General features: G+C 59.8%; 16 protein-coding genes and 1 pseudogene. 7 read left to right on the top strand and 10 right to left on the bottom strand.

The features are described from left to right. The 3 genes and pseudogenes from BM216_RS00005 to BM216_RS00015 form a co-directional block, all read right to left on the bottom strand. Positions 1–277, bottom strand: a pseudogene (locus tag BM216_RS00005) (transposase); the annotation flags it as partial. A 133-nt stretch (positions 278–410) separates the two neighbouring features. Beyond that, on the bottom strand, positions 411–1,472 hold the full coding sequence (locus BM216_RS00010; protein WP_092993056.1) for an aldo/keto reductase: 1,062 nt from the start codon (positions 1,470–1,472) through the stop codon (positions 411–413). A gap of 65 nt (positions 1,473–1,537) precedes the next feature. Further along, the gene (locus BM216_RS00015) at positions 1,538–2,626 is read right to left on the bottom strand and encodes a LacI family DNA-binding transcriptional regulator (RefSeq protein ID WP_092993059.1); all 1,089 of its coding nucleotides are present in this window, start codon (positions 2,624–2,626) and stop codon (positions 1,538–1,540) included. Between the two features lie 197 nt (positions 2,627–2,823). Here BM216_RS00015 and BM216_RS00020 point away from each other — a divergent pair, with 197 nt between their 5' ends. From BM216_RS00020 to BM216_RS00050, 7 genes are all read left to right on the top strand, one after another. Further along, positions 2,824–3,855, top strand: a complete 1,032-nt coding sequence (locus BM216_RS00020; RefSeq protein WP_092993062.1) for an ABC transporter permease — start codon at positions 2,824–2,826, stop codon at positions 3,853–3,855. A 20-nt stretch (positions 3,856–3,875) separates the two neighbouring features. Continuing rightward, complete coding sequence (locus tag BM216_RS00025; protein ID WP_092993065.1) at positions 3,876–4,886, top strand: substrate-binding domain-containing protein; 1,011 nt, start codon at positions 3,876–3,878, stop codon at positions 4,884–4,886. An 89-nt stretch (positions 4,887–4,975) separates the two neighbouring features. Continuing rightward, positions 4,976–6,529: a sugar ABC transporter ATP-binding protein gene (locus tag BM216_RS00030; protein ID WP_177230656.1), complete on the top strand. Its 1,554-nt coding sequence runs from the start codon at positions 4,976–4,978 to the stop codon at positions 6,527–6,529. After that, on the top strand, positions 6,526–7,560 hold the full coding sequence (locus BM216_RS00035; RefSeq protein WP_092993068.1) for an ABC transporter permease: 1,035 nt from the start codon (positions 6,526–6,528) through the stop codon (positions 7,558–7,560). Before BM216_RS00030 ends, BM216_RS00035 begins: the two co-directional genes overlap by 4 nt. A gap of 18 nt (positions 7,561–7,578) precedes the next feature. Next, the gene (locus BM216_RS00040) at positions 7,579–8,580 is read left to right on the top strand and encodes a dihydroxyacetone kinase subunit DhaK (protein WP_092993070.1); all 1,002 of its coding nucleotides are present in this window, start codon (positions 7,579–7,581) and stop codon (positions 8,578–8,580) included. Between the two features lie 10 nt (positions 8,581–8,590). Beyond that, positions 8,591–9,232: a dihydroxyacetone kinase family protein gene (locus tag BM216_RS00045; RefSeq protein WP_092993073.1), complete on the top strand. Its 642-nt coding sequence runs from the start codon at positions 8,591–8,593 to the stop codon at positions 9,230–9,232. 33 nt (positions 9,233–9,265) lie between these two features. Then, positions 9,266–10,891 carry an FGGY-family carbohydrate kinase gene (locus BM216_RS00050; protein ID WP_092993076.1) on the top strand — a complete coding sequence of 542 codons (1,626 nt, stop codon included), beginning with the start codon at positions 9,266–9,268 and terminating at the stop codon, positions 10,889–10,891. 84 nt (positions 10,892–10,975) lie between these two features. On the opposite strand, the gene BM216_RS00055 is transcribed toward BM216_RS00050, so the two are convergent. From BM216_RS00055 to BM216_RS00085, 7 genes are all read right to left on the bottom strand, one after another. Next, positions 10,976–11,806 (bottom strand): carbohydrate ABC transporter permease, encoded by an 831-nt coding sequence (locus BM216_RS00055; RefSeq protein ID WP_092993079.1) that lies wholly within the window; start codon positions 11,804–11,806, stop codon positions 10,976–10,978. After that, positions 11,803–12,681: a carbohydrate ABC transporter permease gene (locus BM216_RS00060; RefSeq protein ID WP_092993082.1), complete on the bottom strand. Its 879-nt coding sequence runs from the start codon at positions 12,679–12,681 to the stop codon at positions 11,803–11,805. The genes BM216_RS00055 and BM216_RS00060 overlap by 4 nt, the downstream gene beginning before the upstream one ends. Positions 12,682–12,756: 75 nt before the next feature. Next, the gene (locus tag BM216_RS00065) at positions 12,757–14,025 is read right to left on the bottom strand and encodes an extracellular solute-binding protein (RefSeq protein WP_092993085.1); all 1,269 of its coding nucleotides are present in this window, start codon (positions 14,023–14,025) and stop codon (positions 12,757–12,759) included. 70 nt (positions 14,026–14,095) lie between these two features. Continuing rightward, positions 14,096–15,166, bottom strand: coding sequence for an ABC transporter ATP-binding protein (gene ugpC / locus BM216_RS00070; RefSeq protein ID WP_092993088.1), 1,071 nt, complete (start codon positions 15,164–15,166; stop codon positions 14,096–14,098). Between the two features lie 9 nt (positions 15,167–15,175). Next, positions 15,176–16,687, bottom strand: coding sequence for an arabinosylfuranosidase ArfA (locus tag BM216_RS00075; protein WP_092993090.1), 1,512 nt, complete (start codon positions 16,685–16,687; stop codon positions 15,176–15,178). Positions 16,688–16,828: 141 nt separating this feature from the next. Continuing rightward, positions 16,829–17,758 (bottom strand): ArsR/SmtB family transcription factor, encoded by a 930-nt coding sequence (locus tag BM216_RS00080; protein ID WP_092994935.1) that lies wholly within the window; start codon positions 17,756–17,758, stop codon positions 16,829–16,831. 237 nt (positions 17,759–17,995) lie between these two features. Further along, complete coding sequence (locus BM216_RS00085; protein ID WP_092993093.1) at positions 17,996–19,036, bottom strand: zinc-dependent alcohol dehydrogenase family protein; 1,041 nt, start codon at positions 19,034–19,036, stop codon at positions 17,996–17,998. Between the last annotated feature and the right edge of the window lie 10 nt (positions 19,037–19,046).

The following is a 19,046-nucleotide window of genomic DNA, read 5'->3' on the forward strand; positions in this document are numbered from 1 at the left end:
CGCGCTCTGCGAGTTCGACACACAGTTCGTCCAGGGTCACTTCGCCGTGGAGAGCCACGCGCTCGCGGATCCATTCACTATGGGCCGAGAGCTTGCTGCCAGGCGGATGGCCTTGCCGGGCGGGGCTAAGAGAACCGGATGAACGGTGCAGGATCATCATGTTGTTGACGAACCGAGGCGAAACGCGGAAATGCCGCGCCGCTTCCCGGTTACTGTTGCCTTCATTCACAAACGCAACGACACGCTCACGCAACTCGATCGGATGCGGCTTGCCCATGGCGCTTCTCCTTCCATGGGCAAAGTGAATCACAGATCACACAAAACGGGAATCCCGAATCCGGTTAGCTGCGACACGCTTTAGGCCACTCATCCCGGCGCGCTTCCGAGCAGGATCAGGCGCTGGCGCCTGATCATACCCGTCCAAGATCCCCGTAGCTGTCGTGCAATACCCGGTCGGCAGCACTGAACCTCTCGTGCGCGAAATTATGCTGATGCCAATAGGGATAGATGTAGGGAACCCTGCTTGCGCGATTGAGCTTGTCGAGTTCTCCTGCAGTAAGCTTAAGGTCAACCGCCGCAATGTTGTCGCGGAAGTGCTGCTCGGTCAATCCACCGACGACCAGCGACGAAATCGCGGGTCGCGTCAGCGTCCAGGCGAGTGCGACCTGCGCCGTGGTAGCATTACGAGCTGCGGCAATCTCGCCGAGGACGTCGATAATCGCCCAAAGCTTTTCCCGGTCTCGGATAGGCGGCTCGGACCAGCCGGCAGCCTGACGAGAAACCTTTGGGCTCCGGTCTCTTTCGAATTCACCTGACAGCAGGCCGGCGGCAAGCGGGCTCCAGACGGTCACGCCGATCCCCTGGTCGACCGAAATTGGCAAAAGTTCGTATTCTGCTTCTCGCGCCTCGAGCGTGTAATGGATCTGCTGGGTAACGAAGCGCGGGAGATGCTGCTGGTCGGCGACGGAGAGCGCCTTCATCAGATGCCAGCCGGAATAGTTCGAGCAGCCTATGTAGCGTATCTTGCCGGACTGGATGAGGCTGCTGAGCGCAGACAGCATTTCGTCCAAAGGCGTCAGGCCGTCCCATTCATGCATGTGGTAGATGTCGATGTGATCCGTCTGCAGCCGCTTGAGGCTTCTTTCGCATTCCCGGATGAGGTGGAAACGGGAAACGCCTTCGTCATTTGGTCCGTCGCCGATGCGCATACGCACTTTCGAGGAAATCAGTACGCCGTCGCGTTTGCCTTTTAGCGCTTCGCCCAGAATTTCCTCGGAGCGGCCGAACGAATACATGTTCGCGGTATCGAAGAGGTTTACGCCACCATCGATGCAGACGTCGATAAGCCGCCGGGCATCATCGACACCCTGGCTGGCAACCTTTGCGAAATCGCCCACACCGCCAAATGAAAAAGTCCCCATCGAGATTGCGGAGACCTTCAATCCAGACCTGCCCAGAACACGATATTCCATCATCTCCTCCTACAAAGACTGATCGCATAAGCTCGCCGGGAATGTTCACCGGCGATGGAAATTCCTCACTCCGCCGGCAGCTGCTTCGCAACCCGCAGCCGGGTAGGCGCCGGTCGCGGGACATCCCGCCCGTCACTTGCGCGCAGGACGAGATCGGCTCCCACCAGCATCTTCACCGAAGGCTGGTTTTCCGACGCATTGATGAGATCGTCCAGGATCGTCACCGCGAGATAGCCGATCTTGCGCTTGGAAACCTCGATCGTGGTCAGTGGCGGCTCGGTCGTTGCACTTTGGGGCAGGTTGTCGAAGCCGATAATCGACACGTCTGCCGGAACCTGGACGCCGAATTCCTTCAGTGCCTTCATGAAACCGTATGCAATGATGTCATTGGTGCAGAAATAACAGTCGGCGAGATCGAGGCCGCCTTCCATCAACATACGGGTGTCCTCGTAAGCGCCCTCATGCGTGGACTCGATGGACAGCACATCGTCTTCGCGCACCTTCAGGCCAAGCCGCGCCATATTCTTGAAGAACGCGTCCTGCCGGAGCCGGAAATTCGTCGTATCGACATGACTTGCCACGAAGCCGATCCGCTCGAAGCCGTGAGCCCGGAAACGCGAAAGTACCTTGTAGACCGCATCCTCGTTATTCATGTCGACGAAATTGGCGTCGACGACATCGTAAAACGTGTCGATGAACACGGTCGGAAAGCCGACGCCCTGAATGAGCCGGATGTCGTCCTCTGTCAGCTCGGTGCCGAGTGCGATCACGCCGCGGATCGGCGCGCCGGTCAGCGATTCCGCTATCGCACTGATCGACTGCCCTTCAAAGCTGACGACTTCTAGCGTGTAGTTGCGTCGGATCGCCTCCGCCGACATGCCGTCGATATAATCCGAGATGAACACGCTGTGATCGCGGTTCACCGTATGGCCATGCTTGGAAATCTTGAGAAAGCGAAGCGTCTCGCTTCCGCCTTCACCGCTGCCTTTGGCGCTGCGAGGTACATAGTTCAGCCGTGCGACCGCCTCGAGAACGCGGGTCCGGGTCACGCCGGAAATATCACCCTTGCCGTTCAGCACGAGCGAAACGGTTGCCGGAGAGACGCCGGCAGCGCCCGCTATATCCCGGATAGTCAGCTTCTTTGTCGTCTTCATAAGCCCTGAGGACCTCTAAATCGGTTCAAACACGCAGATGTGTTTAGTAAACGGTCCAGTCGCCCAATTGAGCGTTATGCCAATTCAAACGCGCGTGCAACCGCAAAAAATAACCAAAAAGCGCTTGCTAAGCGAAAATTGCTTTGGTAGCCATTTAGTAAAGCTCGCGCTTGTTTACTAAACATGGGGAGGAGACCATGCACAAAACCGGCGAGCAGCTGATCATGCTTGTCGTGATCAACTGCATACTGCTTGTGGCCGGCGCAGCCATTTCAGGCGGCACGTTTCTTTCCGTTTTCAATCTGCAGTCCATGGCGAGCCAGGTGCCGGAAATCGGTCTTCTCGCAATCGGCGTGATGCTGGCAATGTGCGCCGGAAATGGCGGCATCGATCTCTCCGGCATCGCCCTCGCGAACCTGTCGGGCGTCCTGTCGGCCGTCGTTCTTTCGTCCTTCCTGTCGAGCGCCGATAGCGAGATGGCCTTCAGCCTTGCCTTCATGGCGATGACCGTCGGCGTCGGCCTTGTCGGTGGCATGATCAACGGCCTGCTGATCTCCAAGCTGAACATCACGCCCATTCTTTGCACCCTGGGCACGCAGATGGCCTTCATGGGGCTTGCCGTCGTCGTCTCAGGCGGCAAGGCCGTTACTGTCGGCAGCCCGGATCTGTTGTCGCGCATCGGCAACGACATGTTTCTCGAGGTGCCGATCAGCTTCCTGATATTTGCTGTTGTCGCCGGGTTGATCGCAGCCGTGCTGAAGTTCACGCCCTATGGTCTATGGCTGATGCTGATGGGCACGAACCCGAAAGCCGCCGTCTATGCCGGCTTTCCGCGTACCGGCATCATCGTCAGCACCTACGCGCTCAGCGGCGCGCTGTCCGGCCTTGCCGGCATGATCATTGCCGCTCGCAACGTCAACGTGAAGTTCGACTACGGCAGCTCCTACCTTCTGATCGCGATCCTGATCGTCGTCATGGCCGGAGTGAAACCGGAGGGAGGTTATGGCCGGGTTATCTGCGTGGTCCTAAGCGCGCTTGCGCTGCAGCTGATGTCCAGCCTGCTCAATTTCGGCGGCCTGTCCAATTTCGTGCGCGACTTCGCCTGGGGCCTGCTGCTGCTGACCTTCCTTGCTGTCGGCCGCTACGACGTCGTCGGCTTCCTGATGCCTTTCAAAGGTCAATCCAATTCTTCGGCGCCAAACCCTCGAGCACCGAAGCCAAACAATTGAGGGAACTCGTGGAGGAGAAAATGAAAGCAGTATCGAAACGTATTCTCGTCGGTGGCGTTGCAGTCGCCGCCCTTCTCTCAGGCACTGTCGGAACGCTGATGGCTCAGGAGAAGCCAGTCATCGCAACGGTCGTCAAGATCAGCGGCATTCCGTGGTTCGACCGTATGAACACCGGCGTCGAGGCCTATCAGAAGGCCAATCCGGATGTCGTCGCCACACAGAGCGGCCCGGCAACCGCCGATGCTGCACAGCAGTTGCAGATCATCCAGGACCTGATCGCCAAGGGCGTCAACGCTCTCGCCGTCGTACCGATGGACCCCGCCGTCATCGAAGGCACGCTCAAACGCGCCATGGATCGCGGTATCGTGGTCGTCACCCATGAGGCCGACAACCAGAAGAACACCCAGGCCGACGTCGAGGCATTCGACAACAGCGATTACGGCGCGGCCTTGAACGTGCGCCTTGCCGAATGCATGGGCAACAAGGGCAAATGGACAACCTTCGTCGGCTCTCTCGGCAGCCGGACCCATATCCAGTGGGTCACGGCCGGCGAAGAAAACGCCAAGAAGCACCCGGACATGCAGCTAGTCGATCCGAACAACGAATCCTTCGATGATGCCAACGGCACCTATGAGAAAGCCAAGGAAATTCTGCGCAAGCATCCGGATATCAAGGGCTTCCAGACGTCTGCCGGCAACGACGTTCTAGGCGTCGGTCGCGCAATCGACGAAGCGGGTCTATCGGGCAAGGTATGCCTTGTCGGCACCGGCCTCCCGAACCCCTCCGCCGACCTGCTCGAATCCGGCGCCATCACCGCAATCGGCTTCTGGGATCCCCAGAAGGCCGGCATGGCGATGAATGCCGTCGCCAAGCTCCTGCTTGAAAAGAAGGAAATCAAGGACGGCACCGACCTCGGCGTGCCGGGCTATGAAAAGGTCACGGTCAAGAAGGGTGCCGGCGATGGTCTGCTGATCATCGGGAACGGCATGGTTCTGGCCGACAAGGCGACCTACAAGGAACACCTGTTCTAATCCTCCCGAACATACCGGCCGGCGCTATCCATGCGCCGGCCGGACCAGGCGCGCCCGCTGCGGTGATCGCGATCAGAGAGGACATTCCATTGTCGGCGACTTCCAACACCCAACAAGCACCGGACAGGTTTCTGGAGCTTCGAAATATCCAGAAATGGTTCGGCGGCGTGCACGCACTGCGTGGCATTGATCTGACGCTCGACCTCGGTCAAGCCTATCACCTGCTGGGCGAAAACGGCTGCGGCAAAAGCACCGTGATCAAGATCATGTCCGGCGCGATTGCTCCGAGCGTCGGCGAGATCATTCTGGAAGGCGAAACACATTCCGCCATGACGCCGATCCAGTCGCTGAGTGCCGGCATCGAAACCGTCTATCAGGATCTTTCACTGCTGCCGAACTTGACGGTGGCGGAAAATGTTGCGCTCAACGAGCAATTGGTGTCTGGCAACGGCCGGCTCAGCCGCCTTTTCGATCGCCGGCGGCTGAAGGAGACCGCCGAAAAAGCGCTTGCGACCGTCGGCCTGCCGAACAACGCGGCCTTTATCAACACGATCGTTTCCGATCTACCGCTGGCAGCGCGCCAACTGGTCGCGATCGCGCGCGCCATCGCGACCCATGCCAAGCTGGTCATCATGGACGAGCCGACCACCTCGCTGACCCGCCGGGAAGTCGACAATCTCATCCGTGTGGTTGAAAGGCTGCGCCAGGAGAACGTCGCCGTCCTCTTCGTCACTCACAAGCTGGACGAATGCTATCGCATCGGCGGCAATGCCGTCATATTCCGTGACGGACAATGCGTCGCCCAGGGCCCGATAGAGAATTATACCAAGACGCAGATCGCCGAACTGATGACCGGACGGGCGATCGATTCCGCGCGCTACCGCACAGCCAAGCCGATGGACGGCAACCTCTTTTCCGTAAAAGGCCTGACTGCCGCAGGCGTCGAACGGATGGATTTCAGCCTCCGCAAGGGCGAAATCCTCGGCATTACCGGCCTGGCGGATTCCGGCCGTAACGAACTCGCAATGGCGATTACCGGCGTGGCACCGGCCCGCGCGGGCACCATCACGCTTGATGGCCGACAGGTCACGATCCGACGGCCTGCGGACGCCATCGACCATGGTATCGGTTATGTTCCCGAAGACCGCCTCGCCGAAGGGCTTTTCCTAGACAAATCCATTCTCGAAAACGAAATCGCGCTGATCCTGACACGCCTCAGCAACAATTTCGGCGTCATCGACAAGCAGGCAGGTCGCGAGACTGCGGCAAGGCTGTCAGAAGAGATGCGCCTCAACACCAAAAACCTCGACCTTCCGGTCGGCGCGCTTTCGGGTGGCAACCAGCAGCGCGTGCTGATCGGACGCTGGCTCAGTATCGAACCAAAACTGCTCGTGCTGCATGGCCCGACCGTCGGTGTGGATGTCGGCTCGAAGGACACGATCTACCGCGCCATCCAGGCACTCGCCGAACGGGGCATCGGGCTTATCATCGTCAGCGACGATCTTCCTGAACTGCTCCAGAACGCCGACCGCATCCTGGTGATGAATGGGGGCAAGGTCGTTGCCGAATTCGATGCAGAGCATGCCACGGAGGATCAGCTCTATCAGGCCATGCTGATATCAAAGCTGGAGACAGCCCAATGAATACATCGCGACTGGAAGAACTTCAGCAGGGACAGGCGGAGCGTCAGGCCTTCAGCCTCGGCGAGCTTGTGCGGCGGCGGCCGGAGACCATCACCGCTGCCCTGCTCGTCGCGATCTGCGTCATCGTCGCGATTGCGAACCCGGCTTTCCTGCAGCCATCGACCTTGGTCGACATCGGTCGCGCCAGCGTGGTGATGGGGCTCTTCGCCCTCGGCGTTCTCGTCATTCTGGCCGCCGGCGGCATCGACGTGTCCTTCACCGCAATCGCGGCCTTCACCATGTATTCGCTGACGGTACTGGTCCAGAACCATCTGCCGGGGCTGCCGATTGCAGTGATCCTGCTGATCGCAACGGTTGGAGGAGCCTTGCTCGGCGTCATCAACGGACTGCTGGTGCACCATCTCAAGGTGCCTTCGCTGATCGTCACGATCGGCACCCAATACCTCTTCCGCGGCTTCCTTCTGTCCTTTATCGGTACGGTCTGGATCATGTCGCTGCCGCCGCAGATGGGCGCCTTCGGCCGCCTTCCGCTGCTGCAGTTCGAATCCGCCAATGGCGCCACGATCACCTTGCCATTCTATTTCCTCGTTTTGCCGATCGCCGCCTTCGTCACCTGGTGGATCCTGAATCGCACGCTGATGGGCCGCGCGATCTTTGCCATGGGAGGCAATGCTAACATCGCGAGCCGACTCGGTTACGACCTGAAGAAGCTGCACATTTTCATTTTCGGTTATGCCGGCGCCCTCGCCGGGCTCGCCGGCATCATCCATGTCTGCGCCAACCGTCAGGCCAACCCTTTCGATCTCGTCGGCACCGAGATCAACGTCATCGCCGCGGTGGTGCTCGGCGGCGCTAAGATCACCGGCGGCACGGGCACGGTGCTCGGCACTATTCTCGGCGTACTTTTGATCGTCGTGATCAACAGCGTGCTCGTGCTGGTCGGCATTCCAAGCACCTGGCAGCGGCTCGTTGTCGGCGTCTTCATCCTGCTGGCAGCGGCGTTCTTCGTCACGCGCCAGCGCAAGAAATAAGCTTATCCGGAGGAACCCATGAAAAAATTCCTGAACGATCCCGTAAATTTCGTCGACGAGATGCTTGAAGGCATCTACCGAGCCCACTCGGAAGTTACCTTTGCAGCCGATGACATGCGCTGCATGGTCACCTCGAAGCCGAAGACGGGCAAGGTCGGCATCGCAACCGGCGGCGGCTCCGGCCACCTGCCGCTTTTCCTCGGATATGTCGGTGACGGCATGCTGGATGGTGCGGCTGTCGGTGGCGTCTTCCAGTCACCGAGCTCCGAACAGATGTATCAGGTGACCAAGGCGATCGACCAGGGCGCGGGCGTTCTCTACATCTACGGCAATTACAGCGGCGACATCATCAACTTCGACATGGCCGCTGAACTTGCCGATCTCGACGGCATCCAGGTCAAGCAATGCGTTGGCAATGACGACGTCGCATCCTCCAAAGTAGGTGAGGAGCACAAGCGCCGCGGCGTCGCCGGTATCTACTTCGTCTACAAGGCTGCGGGCGCCGCGGCAGCCGAAGGCCTTTCGCTCGACGAGGTCCACCGCATCGCCGAAAAGGCTCGCCTGCGCACCCGAACCATGGGCGTTGCACTTTCAAGCTGCGTCGTGCCGGAGATCGGTCATGCGACTTTCTCGATCGGCGAAGACGAGATGGAAATCGGCATGGGCATCCATGGTGAACCGGGCATCAGCCGCAAGAAGCTCGGCAGCGCCGACGCCGTCATCGACGAGATGATGGAACGCATCTTCGCCGAACAGGATTACAAATCCGGCGACGACGTCGCCGTGCTAGTGAACGGCCTCGGCGGCACGCCGCTGGAGGAACTCTACATCCTTTTCCGTCGCGTGGCGCATCTGCTCGAAGGTCGCGGCGTCAACGCCAAGCATGTCTGGGTCGGTGAATTCGCCACCTCGATGGAAATGGCTGGTGCATCAGTTTCGATCCTGCATCTCGATGCCGAACTCGACCGTCTGGTTTCGGCACCGGCCAACACGCCCTTCTTCAAGCATTTTTCCGCGTGAGGACGAGATAATGGACGTCCTCACAGCTTCCGATCTGATCCGCCTGTTCGACGCTTGGAAGCAGCTTTTTGCCGAACAGCGGGAATTCCTGATCGCCCTCGACGGCAAGGTCGGCGACAGCGACCTCGGGATCACCATGAGCAAATCCTTCGCCGCGGCGGCGGAGGCAGTTGCAGCCGAGGGCGGGGCCGCGGGCATCTCCAAGCTGTTGCGAACCGCCGGCGCCACGATGGCGCGAACGGCTCCATCGACCATGGGCACGCTGACGGCGACCGGTTTTCTGCGCGCCAGCAAGGCCGTCGAAACTGCAACCGCGCTTGGAACGGCGGAGATGGCGGCGTTCTGGATCGCTTATCGTGACGGCATCGCCGAACGCGGCAAGGCGAAGGTGGGCGACAAGACGATCATTGATGTTCTCGACCCCGCCGCTCGTACGCTGGAGCAGCAGGCGGCGGCCGAAGCCTCTCTTTCTACTGCCCTCACCGCTGCGGCGACCGCTGCCGAAGACGCGCTTGAAAACACCAAGACAATGGTGGCCCAGCATGGCAAAGCCGCAGCCTTCCAGGAAAAAACGGTAGGCCTTCAGGATGCGGGTGCAACGGTCGGTGCGCTTCTCTTCAGAAAGCTCAGCGATTTCGTCGCCTCCGCCTGAAATCGCTCAAACTGCAATCTGGAGAACGACAGGATGGCGATCTATGCAGGCATCGACGTCGGCACCGGCAGCGCCCGGGCCGGCCTCTTCAACGACGACGGCTCGCTGATCGCAAGCGTTGCCCATCCGATCAGGACTTGGGCATCTCCCGGTGAAATCTTCGAGCAATCATCGGAAGACATATGGCAAGCGATCTGCGCCGCGCTTCGACAGGCGCTGCTGGACGGTCAGGTCGACCCTGCATCGGTCAAGGGGGTCGGCTTCGACGCTACCTGTTCGATGGTCATCATCGGCAAGGACGAAACCCCTCTGCCGACCCTGCGGGATGGGGAGCCGAGCCGAAACGTCATCGTCTGGATGGACCACCGGGCAACCGGACAGGCCGAGCGCATCAATCGCGAACCGCATCATGTGCTCTCCTATGTCGGCGGCCGGATTTCCCCCGAAATGCAGGTGCCGAAACTGCTTTGGCTGAAGGAAAACAACCCGTCGACGTTCGACACGGCCGAGCAGTTCTTCGACCTCGCCGACTACCTCACGTTCCGTGCAACCGGCGACGCCACACGCTCGCTCTGCACGGTCACCTGCAAATGGACCTATCTCGGACACGAGCACAGATGGGACCAGGATTTTTTTCGAGCGGTCGGCCTCCAGGAACTCGCAGAGGAGGATTTCGCGCGCATCGGCAGGATTGTCGGCGATATAGGCTCGCCGATCGCGCGAGGCTTGCTTGCGACCGCCGCGGATGAGCTCGGCCTTCTTCCCGACACACCGGTTGGCCTTTCGGCGATCGATGCTCATGCCGGCGCCATAGGCACCATAGCCGCACCATCCAACGGCGACGATTTAGGAGATCCAACCAGTCGGCTTGCCCTTATCATGGGAACATCCGCCTGTGCGATGACCGTGTCGCCCGAGCCCACCTTCGTCGATGGTGTATGGGGACCGTACAAAAGCGCCATTCTGCCCGGGCTCTGGCTTAACGAAGGCGGCCAATCCGCCTTTGGCGCAGCCCTTGCCTATATCGTTGCCCTGCATCCGGCAGCACCCGCCGCAAAAGAGCTGGCTTCGGCGGAAGGAGTAGAGCTTCTCGTCCTGCTGGAGCGGATGGCGATCGAAGAACCAGGCGGCATTGCGGACGCCGCGCGCCTTGCCTCAAACATTCACGTTGTGCCGGAACTACTTGGCAACCGCTCGCCGGAAGCCGATCCGTCGACGACCGGCATGATTGCGGGACTGCGGCTTGACGACAGTATCGAAAACCTCGTCGAACTCTACGTCGCGACGCTCTGCGGTCTTTGCTATGGCACTTGCGACATCATCGACGGCCTTGTCGGCAATGGTCTTCCGCTTGAGACAATCATCGTGTCAGGTGGCGCCGCCCGCAGCGAGCTGTTTCGAAGGATTCTCGCAGACAGCACCGGGCTGACGGTCCATCTGCCTTCAACGATTGAGCCGGTACTGCTTGGAGCAGCCATTATCGGCGCCTGCGCGCATAAAGGCGGATCCCTTATCGATCTCGCAACAGGTATGAGCAAAATGAAGGAGGCTATCCCTCCTCAGACGGGAGAGATCCGCAGGTTTCACGAGAAGAAGCGCGAAGCTTATCATGCCCTGAGAGACACGGATAAACACATTCGCCAGATCATGAACCGGTAGGGGCGTCAGCACATCTGCTCCTGAACAGGGTCGAACCCCGGCAGGAACCCGAAGACGGCGCTGCGCACGGTCTACGGAACGGTCCTATCCCTTGACGCCCGATGAAATCATCACCGCTTCCGTCACTTTCTTCTGGAAGATCAGATAGGCGATTGCGACCGGCATGGCGCCGAGAAGGGCAACCGACATCAGTCGAGCATAATAGACGCCGAAGGCATCGTTGACCTGGGTGATGCCGACCGGGATCGTCATCCGGTTTTCGGTCGTTACCGCCAGGAACGGCCAGAGGAATTGGTTCCATGCCATGATGAAGGTGATGATGGCCAGCGCGGTGGTGATGCCCCAGTTGAGCGGCAGGTAGATCTTGAAAAGCAGCGTGTAGTCGCCGCCTCCATCGAGCACGACAGCTTCGCGCATCTCCTTCGGCACCGCGTCGAAGAACTGCTTGTAGACGATGATCACCACCGGGACGATCAGCTGCGGCAGGATGATGCCGGCCCATGTATTGATCAGGCCGAGATCGTTCATCAGGATGAACTGGGTGACCACCAGCGCCTGGGTCGGCACCATGAAGCTGGCGAGCACGACACCGTAGAGAATCCGCCGGCCGGGAAACTTGAGCTGCGAGATCGCATAGGCGCACATCATGCCGGAGACGATCACCGTGAAGGTGATGATCACGGCGGTGCCGATCGAATTGATGTACCAGTTGATGATGTTGGAGTTCCAGAGAATATCGGCATAGGCCGTGAGATTGAACTCGTCGGGCAGCACGCCGGCTTCCGACGACACCACCTTTTCCTCGCTGCGGATCGAGGTGATGAAGGCCCAGTAGAGCGGGAAGATCCACAGCGCCGCCGCGAGAAACGTGCCGACGGTGAGGACACCGTTTTCAACTTTGCGGATGGAGCTCATCGACGGCCTCCTGCACGAAGAAGCTGGAACTGCAGCACCGAAAGTGCGGCAATGACGACGAAGAGGACGAGCGCGATCGCAGACGCATAGCCGCCGTGATTGAGCTGGAAGGCCTCTCGGTAGACCATCAGGAGCAGCACATAGGATGAATTGAACGGCCCGCCGCTGCTTAGGAGGTAGACTTGGTCGAAAATCTTGAGCTGCAGGATGAGCTGCAGCGTCAGCACCAGCGCGGTGACCGGCCAGAGCAGCGGCCATGTGACCTTGGTGAAGAGCTGGAGGCGGGTCGCCCCGTCGAGTTGTGCCGCCTCGTAATAGTCCTTCGGGATATTGCGCAGGCCGGCGATGAAGAGCAGCACGTTGAAGCCGTTGGTCCACCATATGGTCACCATCGCGACCATCGGCATGACCCAGTACGGATTCTTGAAGACGGGCACCGGCTTGCCGTAGAAGAAGCTGATCACGGGCTGCAGCACTCCGAACTGGAAATCGAGCATCCAGGTCCAGATCTGGGTGACCACCGAGACCGGCAATATGTAGGGTAGGAAGAAGACGGCGAGCGCCAGCGCCTGCAAGGGGCCGCGCAGCCGCGTGATCATGAGGGCGATAAAGAGCGCCAGCGCAGTCGTCGGGATGACCGTCAGCAGAATGAAATAGCCGTTGTTCTTGAGCGAGGTCAGGAACAACTTGTCGGTCAGGAGCCGCTTGAAATTGTCGAGCCCCACCCATTCGCCCGGCCCGATCAGCGGCGAATTGGTCAGGCTCAGTTCGACGAGCCTTATGGCGGGATAGAGAAAGACGAGCGCAAAGGTGAGCACGAAGGGCGCCACCAGCGTGGCGGCCACGGCCACTTCCTTGCGTCGGTTGGTCAGCATAGCCAAGTGGAAACCTCCCGGACATCGAACAGTGGCAGCCGCACCCTGAGCTCAGGATGCGGCCGCGGTGCCGTGTTATTTCAGCGCGCCTTCGAGATCGGATTTCGCCTGCTCGGCCGCGGCCATCGACTCCGCATAACCGTGGATCGCCGGCGAGATGACGTTGATCGCCGCGTCATAGGCAGGTGACGCGACGCCTGCGATCGGCGAACGCGGATCGTAGGAAGCGCCATCGGCGAGCGACGAATAGGTCGCGTTCGGCTCCATCTTCTTGAAGTCATCGCTTTCGGCGACCGGCTTGTAGGCCGGGATATGACCCGCATCTGCCCAGGAAATGGCGTTCTTTTCCATCCAGCCGATGACGGTCATCACCGCCTTGCGCTTCTCCGGCGACATGCCGGTGTCCTTCGGGATGGCGAAGGCATGCGAATCCGCCCAGGTGGTCTTCGTGCCCATCAGGTTCGGCACCTGCACCGCGCCCCATTCGAAGCCGAGCGTCCCTTTCTTGGCAAGGTCGACCATGGTCGGCACTTCCCAGACACCGTTCAGCATGAACGCGGATTTTCCCGACGTGAACAGCGCGACCGAGGCCTCATAGGCGGCCTGTTCCGGCTGCCAGCCGTTCGTGCCCCAATTGGTCATCACCTCGATCGCCTTCGACGCCTTTTCGAGACTGTCCCCCGGCAAGACTTGGCTGTCCTTGATCAGTTCGCCGCCCTGCTGGCGCAACAGGGTGTAGAAGACGCGGTAGGTGCCGCCGTCGTCGCCGGTCGCGTAGGTAACGGGAGCCTCGGCGCCTTTCTCCTTGGCGACCGCCAGCGCTTCCTCGAAATCCTTGAGGCTTTCGATCCCCGTCAGCTTGCCGCCGGCGTCGAGAAAGCGCGAGCCTTCGAGGTATTTCTTGTTGTAATAGAGCACGATCGAATGGATATCGAAGGGAACGGCGTAAAGCTTGCCGTCATCTCCGCTTGCAGCCTCGACCGCAGCCTCGAAGAAATCACCCTTCGCCACACCGGCATTTTTCAGGTCCTCGTCGGTGATCTCGTCGAGCGCGCCTTCTTCCAGACCAAGCGGCATGCGCGACAGGTGATAGGTCATGATGTCGGGACCCTGCTTGACCGCGACCGCCGTGCGCACCTTGGTATAATAGGGAATGCCCCATTCCAGCGTCGTGCCGGTGATCTTGATATCCGGATGCTCCTCGTTGAATCGATTGATCAGGGCCTTCATCCGCACCCCGTCGCCGCCGCTCAAAAAGTCCCACCAGGTGATGTTTTCCTGGGCAAGGGCCGGCATCGCCATCAGCGCCATCGCGCCGGCTGCAAGAAGTCTTCTGTATCGCATCGGATCTCCTCCAAAGATCGGGCCGCCATTCTCCCGATGGCAGCGGTTTCAGTCACGGCATGTCAGCCTGTCAGCGCAGCCGGCTTCCATCCTCCGCAAACACAAGCACGTCCTGTGCATCCGCAGAGAGCGCGATGGGCTTGCCGTCAAGGCTCTCGCGCCGGCCGCGCGTTTCCACCACGATTTCCTTGCCGCTCGCGAGACGGGCATGCAGATAGGACACGCCTCCGAGATCCTCCTCCATTTCGACCACGGCCTCGAATCCGCCATCGGTCGGGTTGAGGTGTTCGGGTCTCAAGCCCACCTTGACCGCCGTCCCCGAAGCGACATCGGTGGACACCTTGGCGATAAGCTCCCTGTCGAGACCATCCAGCGAGATGCGCAGCATATCACCTTCGCGGCCGGCCACGTGACCATCGAGGAAATTCATCGCGGGCGAGCCGATGAAGCCGCCGACGAACTGGTTGTCGGGATTGTCGTAGAGCTGGAGCGGCCGACCGGCCTGCTGCAACCTGCCGCGTTTCAGCACGAAGATGCGGTCGGCGAGCGTCATCGCTTCGACCTGGTCATGGGTGACGTAGATCATCGTCGCGCCGATCTGCTTGTGCAGCTTGGCGAGCTCCAGCCGCATCTGCACGCGCAGTTCGGCATCGAGGTTCGACAGGGGCTCGTCGAACAGGAACACCTTCGGCTGGCGCACGATGGCGCGGCCGATCGCGACCCGCTGGCGCTGGCCGCCGGAAAGCTCCGACGGGCGCTTCTTCAACTGTTCCTCCAGGTGCAGGATGCGCGCCGCCTCACGCACCATCTCGTCGATCCTGGCCTTGGGCGTCTTCTTCAGCTTCAGCGAAAAAGCCATGTTCTCGAAGACCGTCAGATGCGGGTAAAGCGCATAGGACTGAAAGACCATGGCAACCTCGCGCTGGGCCGGCTCGACCTGCGTGACGTCCCGTCCCTCGATCGAGATCGTGCCGGCGCTGGTATCCTCCAGCCCGGCGATCATCCGCAGCAGGGTCGATTTTCCGCAGCCGGAAGGACCGACGAAGACCGCGAAATCGCCAGTCGGAATATCCATGCTGACATCGTGGATCACACCGACGGAACCGAAGCTCTTGCTGACATTGCGTATGGTGATACCCATCGTGCCGCCTCAACCGACCTTGAGACGCAGGACATGGTAGGACAGCGCCTTGAGCGATCCCTTGATCTTGCCGTCCTCCACGCCGACGCCCGAACCTGCCTTCGGCACGACATGATCCGGCTTGTCGGGACCATTCGTTTCGTTAAGGCCGTAGCCCTCCATCGCATGATGCTCGACGAGCGTCAGGTCGGCAAATCCGGTCAGGCCGATATCGAGATCGGCAGCTTCCGTCAGGTGGCGGTTGACGATGAAGAGCGTTAGCAGCCCCTCCTCGCGGTTATGAACGGCAGCCACGTCCAGGTAGGAGACATCGTCAGCGACGCTGCAGTCATAGGTCGGCGCATCGACGGCGACGTTCAACGCATCACCGCGGCCATAGATCGATGCGAAGCGGTAGGGATGGTAGATCGTCTGGCGCCAGGCCGGACCATTCTTTTCCGCCCGGATCGGCGCGATCACGTTGACGAGTTGTGCAATGCAGGCGATGCGCACGCGGTCGGAGCGGCGGATGAACTCGTTGAGCAGACCTGCGACGAACAGCGCATCCTCGAAATTATAGGTCTCTTCAAGCAGGGCCGGCGCTTCAGGCCAGTCCCATGTGCGCCAACGGTGGCTGTCTTCTTCGCGGATATGATACCAGACGTTCCACTCGTCGAAGCAGATATAGACATCGTTCTTGGCGCGCTTCTTCGCTTTCACATAGTCGATTGCGCCGGCGATCGTCTGGATATAGCGGCCCGTCTCCTCGATCTTGCCGAAATAGTTGAGCGTGTCCTTGCTCTTGTTGCCGAAATATTTGTGCAGCGAGATGTAGTCGACATTCTCGTAGCACTCTTCCAGCACCTCGCGCTCCCATTCGGGATAGGTCTCCATGCCGTCGTTGGAACTGCCGCAGACGATCGCCTCGATCGACTTGTCGAACCCCTTGAAGGCCTTGGCCGTCTCGTTGGCGAGCCGCCCGTATTCGGTTGCCACCTTGTGGCCGATCTGCCAGGGACCATCCATCTCGTTGCCGAGGCACCACATCTTGACGCCGTAGCCGTCATTGTCGACATGCGAGCGGCGCAGGTCGCTCCATGTCGTGCCGCCGGGGAAATTGACGTATTCGAGGAAGTTGCGGGCTTCTTCCAGGCCGCGAGAGCCGAGATTGACGGCAAGCATCATCTCGATACCGGCCATTTTTGACCAGTCGGCGAATTCATTGATACCGACCTGATTGGTCTCCTTCGAGCGCCAGGCGAGATCGAGGCGCACGGGGCGCTGTTCGCGCGGGCCGATGCCGTCTTCCCAGCGATAGGCGGAAACGAAATTGCCACCCGGATAACGGATCGCCGGGATCTTCAGCTCCTGGACGAATTTCAGCACGTCCTTGCGAAAGCCGTTCGCGTCAGCCTCGGGATGGCCCGGCTCATAGATGCCGCCATAGATAGCGCGCCCCATATGTTCGATGAAGGCGGAATAGAGCCGCTCGTCGATGGTGCTGATCTTGAAATCCCGATGGACCGAGACGCGTGCCTTCATGCTCATTCCTCCCAGAAGCAATCCGATAAACGATATAAATCGTATTTTTCGATATACTCATGAGAGATGGCCATTGATGTCAATGGGCAAATTGTGGTGCGTCGCAGCAAAAACGGGCGAAACGCAACACAATAATAGGACTTATCGCCTTGTTTTCAGGCGCAATAGCAGGTCCTGATCGTAGTTCCCGAAGCCCTTGCCAAAAATATTCAGCCCCCCCGGATGCTTGCCTTCCGCCTTGACCTCGACACGCACGCGGATGGAGCGGTGATCATCAAGCGCCAGGTTCGAAGCATTGACGTCGGAGATGCGCAGACCATCCACGTATGTTCCGGCATCCGTCACGGACCATGTCTTGAGCATGCCATATTGCGAGCCTTTCAGCTTCCACCAGTCCGGCGTGTAGGTGCCGCGGCGGTCACCGAAATCACCGGGCGACGTCCATACTCCGACCTCGTGACCATTGATCGACACGACGATATCGGAGGGCCAGTTGGCGAGCGTTCCCGGCACTTCCGAGCTGACTTCCATAACGATTTCAATCGCTTCTATACTGTCCCCGCGCAGTTTGGCGTTGTTGGGAAACTGGTACTCGACAAAGCCGCTTGTGAACCAAAGGAGGCTCGTCCTCATCCGCTCCGGATCCATGAATGTCTCCGGGACATCCAGAAGTCCGATGATTCCTTCCGTCGAACATATTCCACAGGGCGCCGTCACCGCATTGTTCGTATAGAGACCGAGCGGCATCGAAACCTCGATCAGATCAGACGAAAGTTCCTCTGCTTTCGACTGGAAGCTGACGATGAGTTCGTCATAAACGGCGAAGCATATCTTCTGATTGCCCTTGCGGGCCTTCTGAACTTCAACACGGACAAGGCCCGCCTTCTCCAGAACCTGCAGATGAGTGGAAACGGACGATTGCGGGAGATTGGCCGCCTGGGCGAGGTCATTGATATTGATGCCGGGTCGTTTCGACAGTTCTTTCAAGAGCTTGATGCGAGGAAGCGAGGAAACGCCCTTGATTGCGGCAAGGTCCTTTTCGGGATCGATAACGAGAAATTTCTGGTTCATGCGCCAAGCCTGAATATCACGATCAGGCATTCATATCGAATTTTCCGATGAAAATAAATCCTGACCACGCGTTTCGTTCCTTGAAATCCAGAAACGAGCTCAGCGCGTTGCAACGACACCGTCTTCTGAATGCTGGAGAGGAATCCTTCAGCATCGTGCCGTCGCGAAAATGCCAGGACGACATATAGCGGACAAACTCTATCTGCGCGTTGTGCCTGCTAACGCAAGAACTGATGGTTAGAAGCTGGTGATCACGGCGATACCCGGCGTCTCGGCCTTGTCGAGGTTGACCAATTCTCCAACACCTTCAACAAGGCTTACCCGCTTCGAGATCAACTGCTGCGGCTTCATCTTGCCGGCGGTCAGCATGGCCAGCATGGCATCGTAGCGCCAGGCCTGCATGCCGTGGCTTCCGTAGATCTCCAGTTCATGGCCGATCACCTGGGCCATAGGGATCTGCGGTGTAGAGTGGGCGCCCAGCATCAGGCCGACCTGGACGTGACGGCCGCGGCGGCGCAGGTTCTTGATCGAGTTGAAGCATGTGGTCGGATGGCCGAGCGCATCGATCGAGACATGCGCGCCACCCTTGGTGATTTCGCGCACGGCTTCCACCACATCCGGCGCAGTGCCGGCGTTGATGGTAGCGACGGCACCGCATTGGCGAGCCATCGCCAGCTTGTCGTCGGTGAGATCGATGCCGATGACATTGGCGCCGAGGGCCGTGGCGATCATGATCGCAGAGAGGCCGACGCCACCGCAGCCGTGGACAGCCACCCAATCTCCCGGCCCCGTGCGGGCCTGATCGGCAACGGCGCGGAAGGACGTGGCGAACCGGCAGCCGAGGCTTGCAGCCGTTGCGTCGTCGATCTCTTCGGGAAGATGCACGAGGTTGGTATCGGCATAATCGATCGCGACATATTCGGCGAAGGAGCCCCAATGGGTGAAGCCGGGCTGGAACTGGTCGGGGCAGACCTGCTGGTTGCCGGAATGGCATTCCGAGCAATGGCCGCAGCCGGAGACGAAGGGAACGGTGACGCGGTCGCCGACCTTGAAGCGCATCACGCCCTTGCCGGTGGCCACCACCTTGCCGGCCAGTTCATGGCCGGGAACGTGCGGCAGCCGGATATCCGGATCATGGCCCTTCCAGCCATGCCAGTCGCTGCGACAGAGCCCGGTTGCGCCGACCTCAATGACGACACCGCCGAAAGCCGGCTCGGGGTCAGGAAGTGTCCTGATTTCCGGCATCTGTTCGAACGCTTCGTAATACATGGCCTTCATGACGCATCCT

The sequence above is a fragment of the Rhizobium sp. NFR07 genome (assembly GCF_900111905.1).
GTDB lineage: Bacteria > Pseudomonadota > Alphaproteobacteria > Rhizobiales > Rhizobiaceae > Neorhizobium.

What these genes read in the sequence shown, in the direction of transcription:
- BM216_RS00010 (WP_092993056.1), bottom strand. Translation starts at nt 1,472, where the DNA reads ATGGAATATCGTGTTCTGGGCAGGTCTGGATTGAAGGTCTCCGCAATC.
- BM216_RS00015 (WP_092993059.1), bottom strand. Translation starts at nt 2,626, where the DNA reads ATGAAGACGACAAAGAAGCTGACTATCCGGGATATAGCGGGCGCTGCC.
- BM216_RS00020 (WP_092993062.1), top strand. Translation starts at nt 2,824, where the DNA reads ATGCACAAAACCGGCGAGCAGCTGATCATGCTTGTCGTGATCAACTGC.
- BM216_RS00025 (WP_092993065.1), top strand. Translation starts at nt 3,876, where the DNA reads ATGAAAGCAGTATCGAAACGTATTCTCGTCGGTGGCGTTGCAGTCGCC.
- BM216_RS00035 (WP_092993068.1), top strand. Translation starts at nt 6,526, where the DNA reads ATGAATACATCGCGACTGGAAGAACTTCAGCAGGGACAGGCGGAGCGT.
- BM216_RS00040 (WP_092993070.1), top strand. Translation starts at nt 7,579, where the DNA reads ATGAAAAAATTCCTGAACGATCCCGTAAATTTCGTCGACGAGATGCTT.
- BM216_RS00045 (WP_092993073.1), top strand. Translation starts at nt 8,591, where the DNA reads ATGGACGTCCTCACAGCTTCCGATCTGATCCGCCTGTTCGACGCTTGG.
- BM216_RS00050 (WP_092993076.1), top strand. Translation starts at nt 9,266, where the DNA reads ATGGCGATCTATGCAGGCATCGACGTCGGCACCGGCAGCGCCCGGGCC.
- BM216_RS00055 (WP_092993079.1), bottom strand. Translation starts at nt 11,806, where the DNA reads ATGAGCTCCATCCGCAAAGTTGAAAACGGTGTCCTCACCGTCGGCACG.
- BM216_RS00060 (WP_092993082.1), bottom strand. Translation starts at nt 12,681, where the DNA reads ATGCTGACCAACCGACGCAAGGAAGTGGCCGTGGCCGCCACGCTGGTG.
- BM216_RS00065 (WP_092993085.1), bottom strand. Translation starts at nt 14,025, where the DNA reads ATGCGATACAGAAGACTTCTTGCAGCCGGCGCGATGGCGCTGATGGCG.
- ugpC (WP_092993088.1), bottom strand. Translation starts at nt 15,166, where the DNA reads ATGGGTATCACCATACGCAATGTCAGCAAGAGCTTCGGTTCCGTCGGT.
- BM216_RS00075 (WP_092993090.1), bottom strand. Translation starts at nt 16,687, where the DNA reads ATGAAGGCACGCGTCTCGGTCCATCGGGATTTCAAGATCAGCACCATC.
- BM216_RS00080 (WP_092994935.1), bottom strand. Translation starts at nt 17,758, where the DNA reads ATGAACCAGAAATTTCTCGTTATCGATCCCGAAAAGGACCTTGCCGCA.
- BM216_RS00085 (WP_092993093.1), bottom strand. Translation starts at nt 19,036, where the DNA reads ATGAAGGCCATGTATTACGAAGCGTTCGAACAGATGCCGGAAATCAGG.